This is a genomic window from Methylocystis parvus (assembly GCF_049675845.1).
GTDB lineage: Bacteria > Pseudomonadota > Alphaproteobacteria > Rhizobiales > Beijerinckiaceae > Methylocystis > Methylocystis parvus_A.
Genome location: NZ_CP187161.1, coordinates 2,691,146 through 2,705,719, shown reverse-complemented (window position 1 = coordinate 2,705,719; position 14,574 = coordinate 2,691,146). Strand labels below are relative to the sequence as shown.

13 protein-coding genes and 2 pseudogenes are annotated in these 14,574 nt (G+C 65.1%); 5 read left to right on the top strand and 10 right to left on the bottom strand.

The window, feature by feature from the left end; all coding sequences use genetic code 11:
- The first annotated feature begins 78 nt into the window (after positions 1–78).
- The 3 genes from ACPFMJ_RS14060 to ACPFMJ_RS14050 are packed head-to-tail and all read left to right on the top strand — an operon-like array spanning position 79 to position 3,851.
- Complete coding sequence (locus ACPFMJ_RS14060; RefSeq protein WP_424360598.1) at positions 79–1,311, top strand: putative DNA modification/repair radical SAM protein; 1,233 nt, start codon at positions 79–81, stop codon at positions 1,309–1,311.
- Positions 1,277–2,761, top strand: a complete 1,485-nt coding sequence (locus tag ACPFMJ_RS14055; protein WP_424360597.1) for a UdgX family uracil-DNA binding protein — start codon at positions 1,277–1,279, stop codon at positions 2,759–2,761. Before ACPFMJ_RS14060 ends, ACPFMJ_RS14055 begins: the two co-directional genes overlap by 35 nt.
- Complete coding sequence (locus tag ACPFMJ_RS14050; RefSeq protein ID WP_424360596.1) at positions 2,754–3,851, top strand: alpha/beta hydrolase domain-containing protein; 1,098 nt, start codon at positions 2,754–2,756, stop codon at positions 3,849–3,851. Before ACPFMJ_RS14055 ends, ACPFMJ_RS14050 begins: the two co-directional genes overlap by 8 nt.
- Positions 3,852–4,026: 175 nt before the next feature.
- Here ACPFMJ_RS14050 and ACPFMJ_RS14045 read toward each other — a convergent pair whose 3' ends face one another.
- The 6 genes and pseudogenes from ACPFMJ_RS14045 to ACPFMJ_RS14020 form a co-directional block, all read right to left on the bottom strand.
- Positions 4,027–4,539, bottom strand: coding sequence for a TspO/MBR family protein (locus ACPFMJ_RS14045; protein WP_424360595.1), 513 nt, complete (start codon positions 4,537–4,539; stop codon positions 4,027–4,029).
- On the bottom strand, positions 4,536–5,570 hold the full coding sequence (locus ACPFMJ_RS14040; protein ID WP_424360594.1) for an AI-2E family transporter: 1,035 nt from the start codon (positions 5,568–5,570) through the stop codon (positions 4,536–4,538). The genes ACPFMJ_RS14045 and ACPFMJ_RS14040 overlap by 4 nt, the downstream gene beginning before the upstream one ends.
- A gap of 62 nt (positions 5,571–5,632) precedes the next feature.
- Positions 5,633–6,904, bottom strand: coding sequence for an alpha/beta hydrolase (locus ACPFMJ_RS14035; protein WP_424360593.1), 1,272 nt, complete (start codon positions 6,902–6,904; stop codon positions 5,633–5,635).
- A gap of 254 nt (positions 6,905–7,158) precedes the next feature.
- Positions 7,159–8,328: pseudogene (fumC, locus tag ACPFMJ_RS14030) on the bottom strand (class II fumarate hydratase); the annotation flags it as partial.
- 13 nt (positions 8,329–8,341) lie between these two features.
- Positions 8,342–8,842 (bottom strand): annotated as a pseudogene (locus ACPFMJ_RS14025) (sigma-70 family RNA polymerase sigma factor); the annotation flags it as partial.
- Complete coding sequence (locus tag ACPFMJ_RS14020) at positions 8,839–9,255, bottom strand: NepR family anti-sigma factor (protein WP_424360592.1); 417 nt, start codon at positions 9,253–9,255, stop codon at positions 8,839–8,841. The gene ACPFMJ_RS14020 and the pseudogene ACPFMJ_RS14025, both read right to left, overlap by 4 nt.
- A gap of 165 nt (positions 9,256–9,420) precedes the next feature.
- Here ACPFMJ_RS14020 and ACPFMJ_RS14015 point away from each other — a divergent pair, with 165 nt between their 5' ends.
- Together ACPFMJ_RS14015 and ACPFMJ_RS14010 are read left to right on the top strand one after the other, a co-directional pair.
- The gene (locus ACPFMJ_RS14015; protein ID WP_424360591.1) at positions 9,421–10,218 is read left to right on the top strand and encodes a response regulator; all 798 of its coding nucleotides are present in this window, start codon (positions 9,421–9,423) and stop codon (positions 10,216–10,218) included.
- A gap of 156 nt (positions 10,219–10,374) precedes the next feature.
- Complete coding sequence (locus ACPFMJ_RS14010; RefSeq protein ID WP_424360590.1) at positions 10,375–10,650, top strand: KGG domain-containing protein; 276 nt, start codon at positions 10,375–10,377, stop codon at positions 10,648–10,650.
- Positions 10,651–10,693: 43 nt separating this feature from the next.
- Here the strand turns inward: ACPFMJ_RS14010 and ptsN are convergent, their stop codons facing one another.
- The 4 genes from ptsN to ACPFMJ_RS13990 form a co-directional block, all read right to left on the bottom strand.
- On the bottom strand, positions 10,694–11,158 hold the full coding sequence (ptsN, locus tag ACPFMJ_RS14005; RefSeq protein ID WP_424360589.1) for a PTS IIA-like nitrogen regulatory protein PtsN: 465 nt from the start codon (positions 11,156–11,158) through the stop codon (positions 10,694–10,696).
- 150 nt (positions 11,159–11,308) lie between these two features.
- A complete protein-coding gene (gene hpf / locus ACPFMJ_RS14000; RefSeq protein ID WP_424360588.1) occupies positions 11,309–11,875 on the bottom strand; it encodes a ribosome hibernation-promoting factor, HPF/YfiA family in 567 nt (188 codons plus the stop codon).
- A 243-nt stretch (positions 11,876–12,118) separates the two neighbouring features.
- Positions 12,119–13,720: an RNA polymerase factor sigma-54 gene (gene rpoN, locus ACPFMJ_RS13995; protein WP_424360587.1), complete on the bottom strand. Its 1,602-nt coding sequence runs from the start codon at positions 13,718–13,720 to the stop codon at positions 12,119–12,121.
- A 144-nt stretch (positions 13,721–13,864) separates the two neighbouring features.
- Positions 13,865–14,515 (bottom strand): ATP-binding protein, encoded by a 651-nt coding sequence (locus tag ACPFMJ_RS13990; RefSeq protein ID WP_424360586.1) that lies wholly within the window; start codon positions 14,513–14,515, stop codon positions 13,865–13,867.
- Positions 14,516–14,574 lie beyond the last annotated feature (59 nt).

Below are 14,574 nucleotides of genomic sequence, written 5' to 3'. Positions count from 1 at the left end.
ATGCCGGGGCGGCTGGCCATTGAAAATCGAGCCGCCCTGCGCTAGAACAAACAAGGAACAATCACAAAGCCGACGTCCATGCCGACGCTGACCGAAAAACTCGCGATTCTCGCAGACGCCGCAAAATATGACGCCTCCTGCGCCTCGAGCGGCGGCGTGAAGCGCAACTCGCTGGGCGGCAAGGGCGTCGGCTCCACGACGGGCGCAGGGATCTGCCACGCTTATGCGCCGGACGGGCGGTGCATTTCGCTGCTCAAGATCCTGATGACGAATTTCTGCATTTTCGACTGCGCCTATTGCGTCAATCGAGCGTCGTCGAATGTGAAGCGCGCGCGCTTTTCGGTCGAGGAAGTGGTGGCGCTGACGCTCGACTTCTACAAGCGCAATTACATCGAGGGCCTTTTTCTGTCGTCCGGCATCATCCGCTCGCCGAACGACACGATGGAGGCGATGGCGCGCATCGCGAAGACGCTGCGCGTCGAGCACGATTTTCGCGGCTACATCCATCTGAAGTCCATCCCCGAGGCGGACCAGCGTCTCATCGAGGAGGCGGGGCGCTACGCCGATCGCCTGTCGATCAATGTCGAACTGCCGAGCGCCGAAAGCCTCTCAAAGCTCGCGCCGCAGAAGCGGCAGGACCAGATCAGGAAGTCCATGGGCCGGTTGCGGCTCGCCATCGACGAACATCGCGAGGAACGAAAGAAAAGCCGCAAGGCGCCCGTCTTCGCGCCCGCGGGCCAGTCGACGCAGGTGATCGTCGGCGCCGACAGCGCGCGCGACATGGACATTCTATCGATGAGCGAAACGCTCTATGCGAGCTTCGGCCTGCGGCGCGTCTATTATTCCGCCTTCTCGCCGATCCCCGACGCCTCGAAAGCGCTGCCGCCGGTCGCGCCGCCGCTGGCGCGCGAGCACCGGCTCTATCAGGCCGACTGGCTCATCCGAAATTACGGCTTCGCGCTGGACGAAATCAAAACAGGAGCGGCGGACGTGCTCGATCTGAAGATCGATCCCAAACTCGCCTGGGCGCTCGCCAATCGCGATCGCTTTCCGGTCGACGTCAATCTCGCGCCGAGGGAAGCGCTGCTGCGGGTGCCGGGGCTCGGCGCGCGCGTCGTCGATCGCATCATCCGCACGCGCCGCAGCCAGGCGCTGCGCCTCGTCGATCTGGGCCGCCTCGTGCAGTCGCTCGACAAGGTGCGGCCCTTTATCGTCGCCGCCGACTGGCGGCCGGGCGCGCTGCTCGATTCCGACCGCCTGCGCGACAAGCTCGTCCATGCGCCGCAGCAGCTCGACCTCTTCGCCGCGTGACGCGATTCACGTCGCGCTGGAAAAGGAAGACGATGTCGACGCCTTCCTCGCGCAGGCGCGCATGCTCGCGGGCGAAGTTCCGCCCGAAGGCGTGACGTGGTCGATCGGCGAAAGCCGCGATCTCTTCGCCGCAACCGCCAGCGCGCCGCCCGCCTCGGCGCCGCCCGCGCTTGTCCCGGAAGCCTTCGTCGATCTCGCGCTACTCGTGGGGCTGCATCGCGATCCCGAACGCTTCCCCCTCCTCTATTCGCTGCTGTGGCGGCTGCAAGCGGCGCCCGCGCTGCTCTCCAACGAAGCCGACGCGCAAGTCATCCGCTGTCGCGATCTCGCGAAATCCGTGCGGCGCGATCTGCACAAGATGAAAGCCTTCGTCCGTTTCCGCCGCGTCGCCGCGCCCGACGGCGGCGAAGCCTTCGTCGCCTGGTTCGAGCCGGAGCATCACATTGTCGCGGCCGTCGCGCCATTTTTTGTGAAGCGCTTCGCCAATATGCGCTGGTCGATTCTCACGCCCCGCGCCAGCGCGCATTGGGACGGCGAGGCGCTGACCCTCGGCGCGGGCGCGACGCGGCGAGCGGCTGCGCGTGACGACGAACTGGAGCAGGCATGGCGCGTTTACTACGCGTCGATCTTCAATCCGGCGCGGTTGAAGGTCAAAGCCATGACCGCGCAAATGCCCAAGAAATACTGGCGCAACCTGCCCGAGGCGACGCTGATCGATCCCCTCATCCGAGAGGCGCAGGCGCGGGCGGCCGCAATGGTCGAAGCCGCGCCGACGGAGCCCTCCCGTTACGCGGCGGCGGCGACAGCAAGACCCGCAGATACGGAGGGGCAAGAAGTTGCGCCGCTCTCCGAACTGGCGCGGGAAGAAGCGGCCTGCACGCGCTGTCCGCTCTATCGGAACGCGACGCAGGTCGTGCCGGGCGAGGGGCCGCCCGGCGCGCGGATCATGCTGGTCGGCGAGCAGCCTGGCGACGTCGAAGACCTTTCGGGGCGCCCCTTTGTCGGCCCGGCGGGCCGCGTGCTCGACAAGGCCCTGGAGAAAGTCGGCATCCCCCGCGAGCGATGCTTCGTCACCAACGCGGTCAAGCATTTCAAATTCGAGCCGCGCGGCAAGCGCCGCCTGCACAAAAAACCCGACGCCGGGGAGATCGACGCCTGCCGCTGGTGGCTCGCGCGGGAGCGCGCGATCCTCGCGCCCGGCCTCATCGTCGCGCTGGGCGCCACCGCCATCCGCGGGGTGCTGGGACGGTCCGAGCCGGTCACGCGTCTGCGCGGCCAGTTGATCGACCTCGACGCGGACACGAAATTTCTCGCGACCATCCACCCCTCTTTTCTGCTGCGCCTCCAGGAGGAAGAGGATAAGCGGAGGGAGTGGGCGCGTTTCCTGAGCGATCTTGGGGTCGCGGCGGAATGGACGCGGGCCGGGGACGGAATGCGGATGGATGCGTAGATCGTTATTTGTTCTGGGTCTCCTGTTTTCCTTTCCCGCGCGGGCCGAGCTCCTCAAATTGGAGGAGACGGGCCCGGACCTTCGCGCGTCGCTGAAAATCGGCGGCAAGGACTATGCGCTTCCAATCAGATTGCTGCGCAGCAAAGCGGCTGCCGGCGAGGGAGCCTTGCTTGTCGACGCCGGGCGGGAAAACGATCTGACAAACGCGGCGCTCGCGCGCGCGATGACCGTGGCGAATGTCGATCTGACCACCCTTCCGCCGCCCGCCCGCGCCGAGGCCCTTCGCGATCTCTTGCCCCGGTTGCGCGAGAAAGTCGGCGCGAAGCGCGTTCTCGGGCGGGGCGCCGAGGAAACCGCCGACGCCCTTGCAGCGACTGGCGAACTTTTGGACGGCCTTCTCCTGCAGGACGCCAACGCCGCTGCCGCCGGAAAAGCGCCGCGCAGCATAGAGGTCTGGGGGAGCGACGCCTATTGGCGCAGGGCGCCCCGCGCGCGCGCAGCCGGGCCGGAGCCCGCCAATCGGCGCAGCTACTTTCTCGCGGGAACAGCCTCCGGCGGCGGCGCCAATTGCGTAGCGCCGTCCGACGCCCGCGCTCGGGACCCCGCCCTGCGGGCGCTGCTCGTCGTGCTGGATGACTGGACCCGGGGCGTGAAGCCGCCCGCCTCGCGCGTCCCCGCCGCAACGGATCTCGTCAAGGCGGGCGCGCTCGTCTGGCCGAAAATCCCCGGCCTCCCGGCCCCGCCTCCGGGCGAAGGCATGGCTCCGAAGATCGACGCCGACGGCAATGAGACGAGCGGCCTGCGCCTGCCCGACCGCCTTTTGCCGATCGCGACCTTCACCGGCTTTGCTGCGCAAAAAGACCCGAAAGGCCCGCCTTGCGCGGCGGGCGGCGTGCTGCCCTTCCCGGCGACAAAGGCGGATCGCGAAAAGACGGGCGATCCTAGACCCTCGCTGGTCGAGCGGTACGGCTCGCGCGCCTATTTCGTCGCGACGATGCGCGTCGTGGCGGACAAGCTCGTCAAGGAGCGGCTGCTTCTGAAGGAAGACGCCGACGCCTATGTCGCGACGGCGAAGCAGGCGCCGTTTTGAATCGCGCGGTGAGACAGATGCAGCGTTCCGAGGATTTCATCCCCTATTCCCTGCGACCGCCGCCGGAGCGGCCGAAGATCGCCATTTTAGGCAACACTCTGACGCTGCACTGCCCGAACCAGGCATGCGCGAGATTGCGACACGAATCCATCGTTCGCTGGCGTAAGGCGCCAGATCAGTTCAGCGCCCATACCCCCGCGTTGAGATAGGTCGCGAAGGCGACCCACATTGCGTAAGGGATCAGGCAATAGGCGGCGGCGCGATCGATGCGCCAAAAGGCCCAGATCGTCGCGAAGATCAACGCCTCGAACGGCAGGATCACCGCAAGCCCCAGCAACGGGCTTTGCGCCCCGAAGAAAGCGAATGACCAACCGGCGTTGAGCGCGAGTTGCACGGCGAAAAGCGCAATGGCCCGAACGCGGATCGTCGGCGCCGCGTCGCTGCGCAACACACGGTAGAAGGCGATCCCCATCAGGAGGAAGAGAACGGTCCAGGCAGGGCCGAAGACCCAATTGGGCGGAGTCAGGGGCGGCTTGGCGAGGTTGTCGTACCAGGGCGCGATATTGGGAATCGTCGCCGCGTTGCCGAGCATGGCCGCAAGCAGGATCGGTCCCCCCGACAGCGCGGCCGCGGCGAGGGGACCCGGCCGGCCATTCGAGACCGCTTCGTCCAGAGCCGAAATCTTCATCCCGTTTCCCCTTCTTTCGCTGTCCGGGTGGACACCAGCGCGGCGACCCATCGCAAGCCCGGGATGCGGCGGCACGCCACGACGAGGGCAGATGTAAGCGGAACGGCGATCAGCGCCCCGGCGACGCCCCAGACCCAGCTCCAGATAGAGAGCGCGAGCAGCACCGCAAGAGGCGAGAGGGCGAGACTGCGCCCCTGCAGCGTCGGCGCGATGAAATTGCTGACGGCGATCTGAAGAATGGCGAAGCCCGCCAGGACGACGAGCGGCATGGTCAGATCGCCGTATTGGAGGACCGCGTATAGCGCGGGCGGAACGACGCCGACAAAATTGCCGATGACCGGGATGTAGTTGAGGAGGAAATTCAGAAGGCCCCAAATGAGGGCGAGATCGAGTCCGACAAGCCACGACCAGAGCAGACTCCCCCCGCCGGTGATCGCGGACGTCAGCGTCGTCACCCACAAATAGGAGCGGATCTCACGGGCTGTCTCGGAGACCGCCTCGACAATCTCGCGCGCACGGGCCTCGCCGAAGGCGTCCCGCGTCTTGTCACGCAGGGCCGAAGTCTCCGGCAGCCCGAAAATAACCAGGAGACCGACAAGACCGAGATAGGCGGTCAGCGTATAGGCGTTGGAGAGCGCTTGCGCGCCGACATCCATCATTCTGGAATAGACGCCCCCGCCGCCGATCGATCCGCCCCAGCTTTCCACCCATGCGGCCGCCCGCGCGTAAAGCTGCTCCAGCCTGTCCGACTGCCGCGCGAAAGCCTGGACGACTTGCGCCAATGCGAATGAAACCGCCGCGGCAAAGGAGAGAAGCAGAAGAAGAAAGAGCAGGGCCGCGCCGATATCCCCGGCGACGCCGGGCAGGAAACGACGAAGCCAGCGCTTCGCCGGCCAGACCGCCGCGATGACGACGGCGGCCGCCGCGAGCGGCATTGTCACCGCATAGGTTTCGCGCAGCGCGAAAAGCGCGGCCAGCGCTACGAGAACCGCGAGGAGTCGCGTATGCGTCGCATGTACCGGCTGCTCCAACCGAGCCTCCGCGCTTCCGATCATCAACCGGATTTGGGAAGATCGGACGCATCCGGGAGACGTCAAGGCGTCGGGCGCAGGACGCTCGCGCCATGGTCGAGCGTGTTTCCAGCGTTGCGCCCGACATTCTCGAAATGCTCGCTCAGATTTTCGCGCGTGCGCGGATCGACGATGGCGAAGGGCGTCGCGACGGCGACGCCGGCCGCGGCGCCGACCGTCGAGGCGGCGCCCGCGGCGACGAGGCCGAGCTTCTCGCCGACGCCCGCCTGTCCGTCGCTCAGGGTCTGGCCCGTCGCGAGGCGCGCGCCGATGGAGCGCACCACCGCCGGCGCCTCGGCGAATTTGGTGTGGCCGAGCGAATCGCCGCCGCCCGACGAGATTTCCGTAAGGTCCACGACCTGAATGTCGTCACGCGCGAGAACGTCGTGATAGGGCTCGGCGTTGGGATCGACGGCGCCCAGGCGCGGCTTGTCGCCCCAGACGCGCTTCGACACGGCGAGCGCCTCGTCGTCGCGCGAGACGAAGACGGTGAAGAGCGAAGGCCGCACGCCCATCGCCCGGATCTGGCGCCGGAACACGTCGAAATCGACGTCCGGCGCCGCCAGCATGATGTTCTTGATCTTCGGCGGCAGGCCCTTGTTGCGGATCGACATCTGGCGCAGCGCTTCGAGCGTCACCCAATTGCCCATCGAATGCGCGAGGATCGACACCTCGCCGACATTCGGATCGCGCGAGAGCGCCTGCAGCACCGCCTCGAGCGAGTCGCGCGAATAGTTCGCGCTCTCATGGTCGTAGCCATATTGCAGCAGCTTGCCGCGCGACGGCCAGGTGAAGAGCACCGGCACGACGGGCGCGTCGGAATCGTGCACGATCTGCGCGAAACGATAGACGGCCTCGGCGAAGCGCGTGTTGTAGCCGTGGACGAAGACCAGCACCTGCCGCTTGGGCGTTTTGGCGATGCGCTTGTTGAACTCCGCAAGCGCCGCGGATTCGCTCAGGATGCGCGCATCCACCGTGGTGAAGCTCCGCATCGGGTTGGGCGGCTCGCTCTCCGGCCACTGCACCTCGCCGACCTTGCGATAGGCGTCGGGCGGGATCGAGACGGTGATGTCGGCGAAAGAGAGCGTCGCGCCGCGCTCGCCCGAAAACATCTCGCCGGGCTCCGTTTCATCCGGCGCGCGCGTCGTCGCGACGAGCATGTCGACGCGGCTCACGCCGGCGACGTCCTGATGCGTGGGGATCAGCACGCCATGCGGCCGACCGGAACAGGCTGCCGCTCCGAAGAGAAGAACGGCGGCGATGGAGCCGCGAACGAGCCGCTTGGAAGAATGCATGCAACAAGGCCGGATGAGAGAAAGGGGCGCAAAGCGCGTTGAGCGAAGTCGCTATCAGATTTGTGGCGTCAATGTGGCTCGTGCGCCGCCGCACATACGCTTCGCGCCGATGCGCTTAATAATTCCTGCGTTCGCTGGATAAGGCGAATGTCGGAAGCGGGGGCTGCAATGGGGGCAAGCTTCCGGCCCGGGCGGGAGGAGGGACATCCCCAGCGTCCAACCTCCCGCCTTTCTCTTTTCAAGAGGCCAAGGCGTCAATCGTTCGGCGCGAGCATCTCCTCGGGGCGCACGATCTCGTCGAATTCGACTTCCGTCACCTTGCCGGAGGCGAGCGCCTCCTCCTTGAGGCTCGTGCCGTTCTTGTGCGCGGCGCGCGCGATCTTAGCGGCGTTGTCGTAGCCGATCTTCGGCGCCAGCGCCGTCACAAGCATCAGCGAGCGCTCGAGTCCGAAGCCTTGATGTTGGCTTCTCTCGGTTCGATGCCGAGGACGCAGTTGTCCGTGAAGGAAACCGCCGCATCGCTCATCAGGCGGACGGATTGCAGGAAGTTGTACGCCATGACCGGATTGTAGACGTTGAGTTCGAAATGCCCTTGGCTGCCCGCAAAAGAGATCGCGGCGTTATTGCCGAAAATCTGAATGCAGACCTGCGTCAGCGCCTCGCACTGGGTCGGGTTAACCTTGCCCGGCATGATCGACGAGCCAGGCTCGTTCTCCGGTAGCGAAAGTTCGCCAAGACCGGAGCGCGGTCCCGAGCCGAGAAGACGAATGTCGTTTGCAATTTTGAACAGCGACGCTGCAACCGTGTTGATGGCGCCGTGGCTGAACACCATAGCGTCGTGCGCGGCGAGCGCCTCGAACTTGTTCGGCGCCGATTTGAACGGCATGCCGGTGATGGTTGCGATGCGCTCGGCAACCATTTCGGCGAAACCTTTCGGGGCGTTGAGGCCGGTGCCGACCGCCGTGCCGCCCTGAGCGAGTTCCATCAGTTTGGGCAGCGTTTGCTCGATCCGCTCGATACCGTTCTCAACCTGCGCGGCGTAGCCGGAAAATTCCTGGCCGAGCGTCAACGGCGTCGCGTCCTGCAGTATGTGTGCGGCCGATCTTGACGATCTTCGCCCACGCCTTGGCTTTATCGTCCAGCGCATCGCGCAGCTTCTTGAGCGCCGGTATCAAGCGGTTAACGACCTCTTCCGAGCACGCGATATGCATCGCCGTCGGATAGGTATCGTTCGACGACTGGCTCATGTTGACGTGGTCGTTCGGATGAACGGGCTTCTTCGAGCCCTTCTCGCCGCCGAGCATCTCGATCGCCCGGTTTGCGATCACCTCGTTGGCGTTCATATTGGACTGCGTGCCCGAGCCGGTCTGCCAGACGACCAGCGGGAAGTGGTCGTCGAGCTTGCCGTCGATGACCTCCTGCGCGATCTAGCGGGTGGGACATGAGTTCCGCGAGGCGGTTTCTGGCGCGATTGACGCGGCTCTTCATCGTGCCGGGCGCGCAGCCGCAGATCTCCGCGGCCTCCTCATAGGACATGCCTGAGGCCGCAACGAGGATCAGAGCTTCGCGCTGATCGAGGGGGAGCTTTTGCAGCGCCTCGCGGAAATCCAGGAAATCCATGTGCGCGTGCTGCGACTCCGGCGCGATCAGCTTCGCGGCGGCCGCCCCGTCGGGGTCGGGCGCCTCGCGCCGCCGCTTGCGGAATTCGCTGTAATAGATGTTGCGCAGGATGGTGAAGAGCCAGGCGGTGAGATTGGTGCCTTCCGAGAAGGATCCGAGGCTCCCCCACGCCTTGACCAGCGTCTCCTGAACGAGGTCGTCGGCGCGGTCGGAATTGCCGCAGATCGAGACCGCGAAGGCGCGCAGGCTCGGAATGGCCGCAATGAGATCGGCCTTCAGACTTTGTCCGTCGCTGGAACTCGGTCCGTCTGCGCTCACTCTCTCTCCCCGGGCGCCCCGCTCGACAGGCCCGAGGATACCATATTCTTTTCCAACTGGTTCAAAAGATTCAGGAAGCGGTCGGGCACCGGCTGCGCCACGAGATCGTCATAGAGATTTTGAAGCTCCTTGCCGATCGCGTCGCCAAAATCCACGTTCCGCATCCTGTTGTTGTTCCTCTCGGAAACGCAAAGGCCAACGCCGTTCGCGCTCAAATCTTCCAAACCATTCGCATCGCGCCCGTTGGCGCGGGCGCCGACGCTCGACCCCAGACCGGCGGCGATGGCCGCCACGCTGCGAGGGAGCGGTCCGGAGAAATGACGCTTTTCGGCGCGTTCGTCGTCCGACGACGCGCGCGCGGCGGCGTTCTCCGGAATGTTTTTCACCATGGAGCCCCCGATTTGCAATGCCATGATTTTCTGTGGCGGACCGTTTTCGTCGCGCGATATAGTGCGCTGCACGGAAAGCAAAACGCCGCGCTCAGGGATTGGTTCCTTAAATTGTGCGTGTTGTTTTGACGCAGTTGTCACGGTTGAGCTCCCTTTCCGTTTTCGCGGCCGCCCCCGGAGTGGCGTAACATGTCGGTTTCACGAGAGATTTCGGGTCACCTGCCTTATCTTCGCCGTTTCGCGAGGGCCCTTGTCGGGACCCGCGAGGGCGGAGACGCCTTCGTCCTGGCGACGCTGGAGGCCATCGTGGGCGACCCACGAAAACTCCAGGAAAATGAGGATCTTCGGATCTCCCTCTACAAATGTTTCCTGCGCGTTTGGGCTTCCGCCCCGATCGATCTTCGTCCCCAGCCCGCCTGCGGCCTCGAGGATGACGGCGCCCGCCGCAATCTCGACGGCATTTCGCTCAGGCCGCGCGTCGCTTTTCTTCTGCACGCGCTGGAAGGGTTCGATCTCGAGCAGGTCGGCGACACGCTCGACGTGTCGGAACAGGACGCCGCTCATCTCATCGATGCAGCCAACGCCGAAATCGCCGACCAAATCGCGACGGAGGTCCTCATCATCGAGGACGAACCCCTGATCGCCCATGATCTGCGCAGCATTGTGGAGGAACTGGGGCATAACGTCGTCGGCATGGCGCGCACCCATCGCGAGGCCGTCGCCGCCATCGAAACGGCCCAGCCGGGTCTGATCCTCGCGGACATCCAGCTCGCCGACGGCAGCTCGGGTCTCGACGCCGTGAACGAAATTTTGGGCGCGCTCTCGACGCCCGTGATCTTCGTAACCGCCTATCCCGAGCGCTTCCTGACTGGCGCGCCGCCGGAGCCCGCCTTCCTCGTGACCAAGCCCTTCAGCGTCGAAAGCCTGAAGGCCGTCATCAGCCAGGCCCTGTTCTTCAACCGCAGGTCGCAGAAACGCGAGGCATGAGGCAGGGTCGCGAAAGGTCTTTCCAGCTCAAGTAAGTACTAATCCTGATAGGTTTTTCGTCCTCCGCAAGCTTAGCTACGTATATTCCACGATTGCAGAAACCTTGGCCAATTAGGCAAGTTATACGCGTGGACGCTGGGGGCAGGAGACGCGACCATGCAGGAAGTAGTGAAGAAATCCAATCGAGGCTTTGCGTCGATGGATCCGGAGAAGCAACGCGCCATCGCGCGCAAGGGCGGCCAGAGCGTCCCCGACGAAAAGCGCAGCTTCTCTCAAAATCCCGAACTCGCGGCGCGCGCCGGGCGTAAAGGCGGCCAGAGCGTGAATCCGGCGAAGCGCAGCTTCTCCCGCGATCATACGCTCGCGTCGGAAGCCGGTCGCAAGGGCGGTCACGCCTCTCACGGCGGCGGTCAGAAGCGGGTATCGGTCTAAGAAGCGGGTGTCGGCTCGAGAGGCGACGCCCACCGATAAAGCGTTACGCAGCGTGAGGCTTGGAGCGCTGCGCAATGAGTGAGTAAAGTGCGTCATGGTCTCGCGTGGCGCGGATGGTAGCGACAAGGCCAGGGTCGCGAAGCATCCGCGCCGCGCAGGCAAGCGCCTTCAGATGATCGGCGCCGGACGATTCGGGCGCGATCAGCAGAAAAACGAGATCGACCGGCGCGCCGTCCAGCGCCTCGAAATCCACCGGCCGTTCGAGCCGGGCGAAAATCCCGAAAATCGACTTCACCTTCGCGAGCTTGCCGTGCGGAATGGCGATTCCTTCGCCGATTCCCGTCGAGCCCAGACGTTCGCGATGCAGCAGCGCGTCGAAGATTTCGCGCGCCGACAGTCCGGAAAGCTTCGCAGCCCGGTCGCTCAGGTCCTGAAGCAGTTGTTTCTTGTTCGTCGCCTTCATATTGGCGACCACCGCTTCCGGCGTGACAAGATCCGTGAGCCGCATGCGACGCCCTATCCGTTCAAGCGTTGGAGATTCCGCCCTTCACCTGGGCGGCGGGGCCCGTGAAGGAAATCGCAAGATACATGCCGAGGAAGCCGCGATTATGTCGCGGCGGCGTTTCTCTTCTCCCGCGGGAAAGCGCCTTCTGCAGCGTTATTCGCCGGCGGGGGCGTCGATCCAACCGATATTGTTGTCGCTGCGCCGATAGACAATATTGACGCGGCCGGTATTTGCGTGACGGAAGACCAGAACCGGCGCGCCCGACAGGTCAAGGTCGAGCACGGCGGCCGAAACCGAGAGGCGGCGCAGCCTTGTGGTCGTCTCGGCGACGACCGCCGGGCTGAACTCGGCCGGAGCTTCGCTTTCCTGATCGGGGGCCTGAAGCACCTGATAGGGCGCCTCTTCCGCCTCATGGGCGTGGCCGTTGTGATGGCCCTTCAGGCGCTCCTTGTAGCGGCGCAGGCGCTTTTCGAGGCGGTCGGCGGCCTGATCGAAGGTGGCGTAGGGCTCCTGCCCGCGGCCGTCCGACTGAAGGACGATGCCCGAGGTCAGATGCAGGCTGCAGTCGGCGCGATAGCCGGAACCTTCGGGCGCGATCGTGACATGGCCGCTGACGCCGCCGTCGAAATATTTCGACGTGGACTGCTCCAGGCGCTGCGTGACATGCAGCCGCAGCGCCTCGCCAATGTTCATGTTCTTGCCTGAAACTCTCAGCGACATCTCGTCCCGCCCTTTCCGACAGCGGCGGGCCGTCGCGCCAGAGACGGTCGTCGCCTCCGCGCGCCCACGCGCCGATCCCGGATGTTTAGATCCCCAATTGCCCGAGCGCCCGTCTCGAGCAGATTGACCCGGCGCCTGCGGACCCCGCCTGGCGCCGCAAAATTCGGCGCAGCGTTAGAAGCCTATGCGCGCGAAGTCAATGGGCGCCGCAACATGAGGCGGGGAGCCCGCCTTTCCACCCTGCTAATGCGCGTGATGCGCCTGCTCGCGGGCCAGCGCCATCTTGGCGCGGCGACGGTCGACCGAAGAGGGAATTCGCAGGCTGTCCCGATATTTGGCGACAGTGCGCCGGGCAATGTCGATATTCGCGGCCTTGAGCTTCGCCACGATCGCATCGTCGGAGAGCACCTCTTCCGCCGTTTCCTTGTCGATCATCTGCTTGATGCGGAAACGGACCGATTCGGCCGAATGCGCCTCGCCGCCGGTCGTCGTCGCGATGGAGGCCGAGAAGAAGTATTTCAGCTCGAAGATGCCGCGCGGCGTCATCATGTATTTGTTCGAGGTGACGCGCGAGACGGTCGATTCGTGCATGCCGATGGCGTCCGCGATGGTGCGCAGATTGAGCGGCCGCAAATGCTCGACGCCCTTTGTGAGAAAGGGGTCCTGAAGGCGCACGATCTCGGAGGCGACCTTCAGGATCGTCTTCTGCCGCTGCTCGAGACTCTTCGTCAGCCAGTTGGCGTTCTGAAGGCAGGTGGAGATGAAGGTCTTGTCCGCGTCGCGGGCGTTGGCCGAGACCTTCGCCGCGTAGCTGTGATTGACGAGAACCCTCGGCAGCGCGTCGGAATTCAGCTCTACATGCCAGGAGCCGTCCGCGGCGGCGCGCACGATGACGTCGGCGACGAGAGGCTGGATCGGCGCGTCGCCAAAGGCGCGGCCGGGCTTCGGGTCGAGGCGGCGCAGCTCGGCGGCCATGTCGGCGATGTCGTCCATATCCACGCCGCAGAGCCGGGCGAGCTGGGCGAAATCGCGTCTGGCGACGAGAGGAAGGTTGGCGACGAAGGCCTGCATGGCCGGATCGTAGCGGTCGCGCTCCTTGAGCTGGATCGCGAGACACTCCGCGAGATCTCGCGCGCCGACGCCGGAGGGATCGAAGCTCTGCACGGTGGCGAGGACCGCCTCCGTCTCCGCGAAATCGGCGTCGAGCCGGCCGGCGATGTCTTCGAGGCTCTCGCGCAGATAGCCGGTCTCGTCGATCCCGTCGATGATCGCCTGACCGATAAGACGGCGGCGCGGATCGGGGCAGGCGAGCGAGAGTTGCTCGGCGAGATGGTCGTGCAGGCTCGCCCGCGACGCGACATAGGCTTCGAGATTGGGCGCCTCGCCATCGTCCCCGCCGCCGCCGCCGGCGGAGCCGGTCCAGGACGTGGCGGAGAGCCCGGCGCCCTCGAGCGCCTCGCGCGGCGCCTCGGCGGTCACGGCCGGGCCTTCGGGCTCGAACGTATTGCTCAGATCGCCGCCGAGATCGGCGGAAAGCGTCGCGGCGTCGACCGTCAGCGAGTCGCGCGCCCAGTCGCCCTCATGCGGTTCGCCGTCAAAGGTCTCGCTTGCGCCCGAAGCGGCGAAATCCTCGCCGGCGTCGGCGCCCTTGGCGTCGCTCCCCGGCCCCTCGCCGGCATAATCGCCCTCCTGCGCCTCGAGCAGCGGATTGCGCTCCAATTCGTCATGCAGAAAGGCCGAAAGCTCCAGATTCGAGAACTGCAGCAGCTTGATCGCCTGCAGGAGCTGCGGCGTCATCACCAGCGCCTGGCCCTGCCGCATCATCAGCTTTGTCGAAATCGCCATCGTAGCCACTCGCACGCTGCCGACCGCGCTCACGCGGCCTGTTTTTTGCTTATAGCATGGAGCGTGGGCCTGATCAGGATCAAATAGACGGCGCCGCGCGAGGCGAAACGCCCAACGGTTAATCAATAACCAAGCAAATAGCCCTCAGGCGAGGCAGGTTAGCAAAACCATCGTGCCCGATGGCGACGTCTTGACGCAAAGCTCGCCCTCGATCTGGCGGGCGAGGTCGGACATGAAGCGCAACCCGTCGCCGCCCTGCCGCGCGACGAGCGAGGGATCGAATCCGATCCCGCAATCGCTGACGGTCAGCTCCAGCCGCGGCCCCGTCCCTCGCAGCGTGGCGTAAATCGACCCCGAAGCGGGGCCCGGAAAGGCGTGCTTCAAGGCGTTCGTCGCCGCTTCGGCGAAGATGAGGCCGATGGCGTTGGCGCGGCCGAAATCGACGCAAATATCGGGATCGACGGACGTCGCCAGCCGGATCCGCGCGTCAAGTCCGGTGACGAGGGCCTTTGCGAGGGCCGGCAGATAGCGCGTCATCGAAACAGGTTCTTCGCCAATGTCCCGAGGATCGCAAACGCCGATCAGGGACGTTATGCAGCTTCGACAAAGATCCGGCTGCACCGTCCTGCGCGACTGGGCCGCGAACAGGCTCGACATTGCGATGACATTACTTCGGAAGCGACGGCGGAGCTGGTCGTATCGCGCATTCAGCGCCTGTATTTCCTGTTCTTTTTCACGAAGCTTGGCGCCTAGAACAGCGACGGTCTCGTCCAGGTCTGGGTGCAATCTACCCATTGTCGCCTCGAAAAAAGGATTACAACCAGGGGCAGTAAAGCAATTCTTTGGCGATCGGG

Coding starts and splice junctions, on each gene's coding strand:
- ACPFMJ_RS14060 (WP_424360598.1), top strand. CDS start 79: ATGCCGACGCTGACCGAAAAACTCGCGATTCTCGCAGACGCCGCAAAA.
- ACPFMJ_RS14010 (WP_424360590.1), top strand. CDS start 10,375: ATGCAGGAAGTAGTGAAGAAATCCAATCGAGGCTTTGCGTCGATGGAT.
- ACPFMJ_RS14015 (WP_424360591.1), top strand. CDS start 9,421: ATGTCGGTTTCACGAGAGATTTCGGGTCACCTGCCTTATCTTCGCCGT.
- ACPFMJ_RS14050 (WP_424360596.1), top strand. CDS start 2,754: ATGCGTAGATCGTTATTTGTTCTGGGTCTCCTGTTTTCCTTTCCCGCG.
- hpf (WP_424360588.1), bottom strand. CDS start 11,875: ATGTCGCTGAGAGTTTCAGGCAAGAACATGAACATTGGCGAGGCGCTG.
- ACPFMJ_RS14020 (WP_424360592.1), bottom strand. CDS start 9,255: ATGGCATTGCAAATCGGGGGCTCCATGGTGAAAAACATTCCGGAGAAC.
- ptsN (WP_424360589.1), bottom strand. CDS start 11,158: ATGCGGCTCACGGATCTTGTCACGCCGGAAGCGGTGGTCGCCAATATG.
- ACPFMJ_RS14045 (WP_424360595.1), bottom strand. CDS start 4,539: ATGAAGATTTCGGCTCTGGACGAAGCGGTCTCGAATGGCCGGCCGGGT.
- ACPFMJ_RS13990 (WP_424360586.1), bottom strand. CDS start 14,515: ATGGGTAGATTGCACCCAGACCTGGACGAGACCGTCGCTGTTCTAGGC.
- ACPFMJ_RS14035 (WP_424360593.1), bottom strand. CDS start 6,904: ATGCATTCTTCCAAGCGGCTCGTTCGCGGCTCCATCGCCGCCGTTCTT.
- rpoN (WP_424360587.1), bottom strand. CDS start 13,720: ATGGCGATTTCGACAAAGCTGATGATGCGGCAGGGCCAGGCGCTGGTG.
- ACPFMJ_RS14055 (WP_424360597.1), top strand. CDS start 1,277: ATGCGCCGCAGCAGCTCGACCTCTTCGCCGCGTGACGCGATTCACGTC.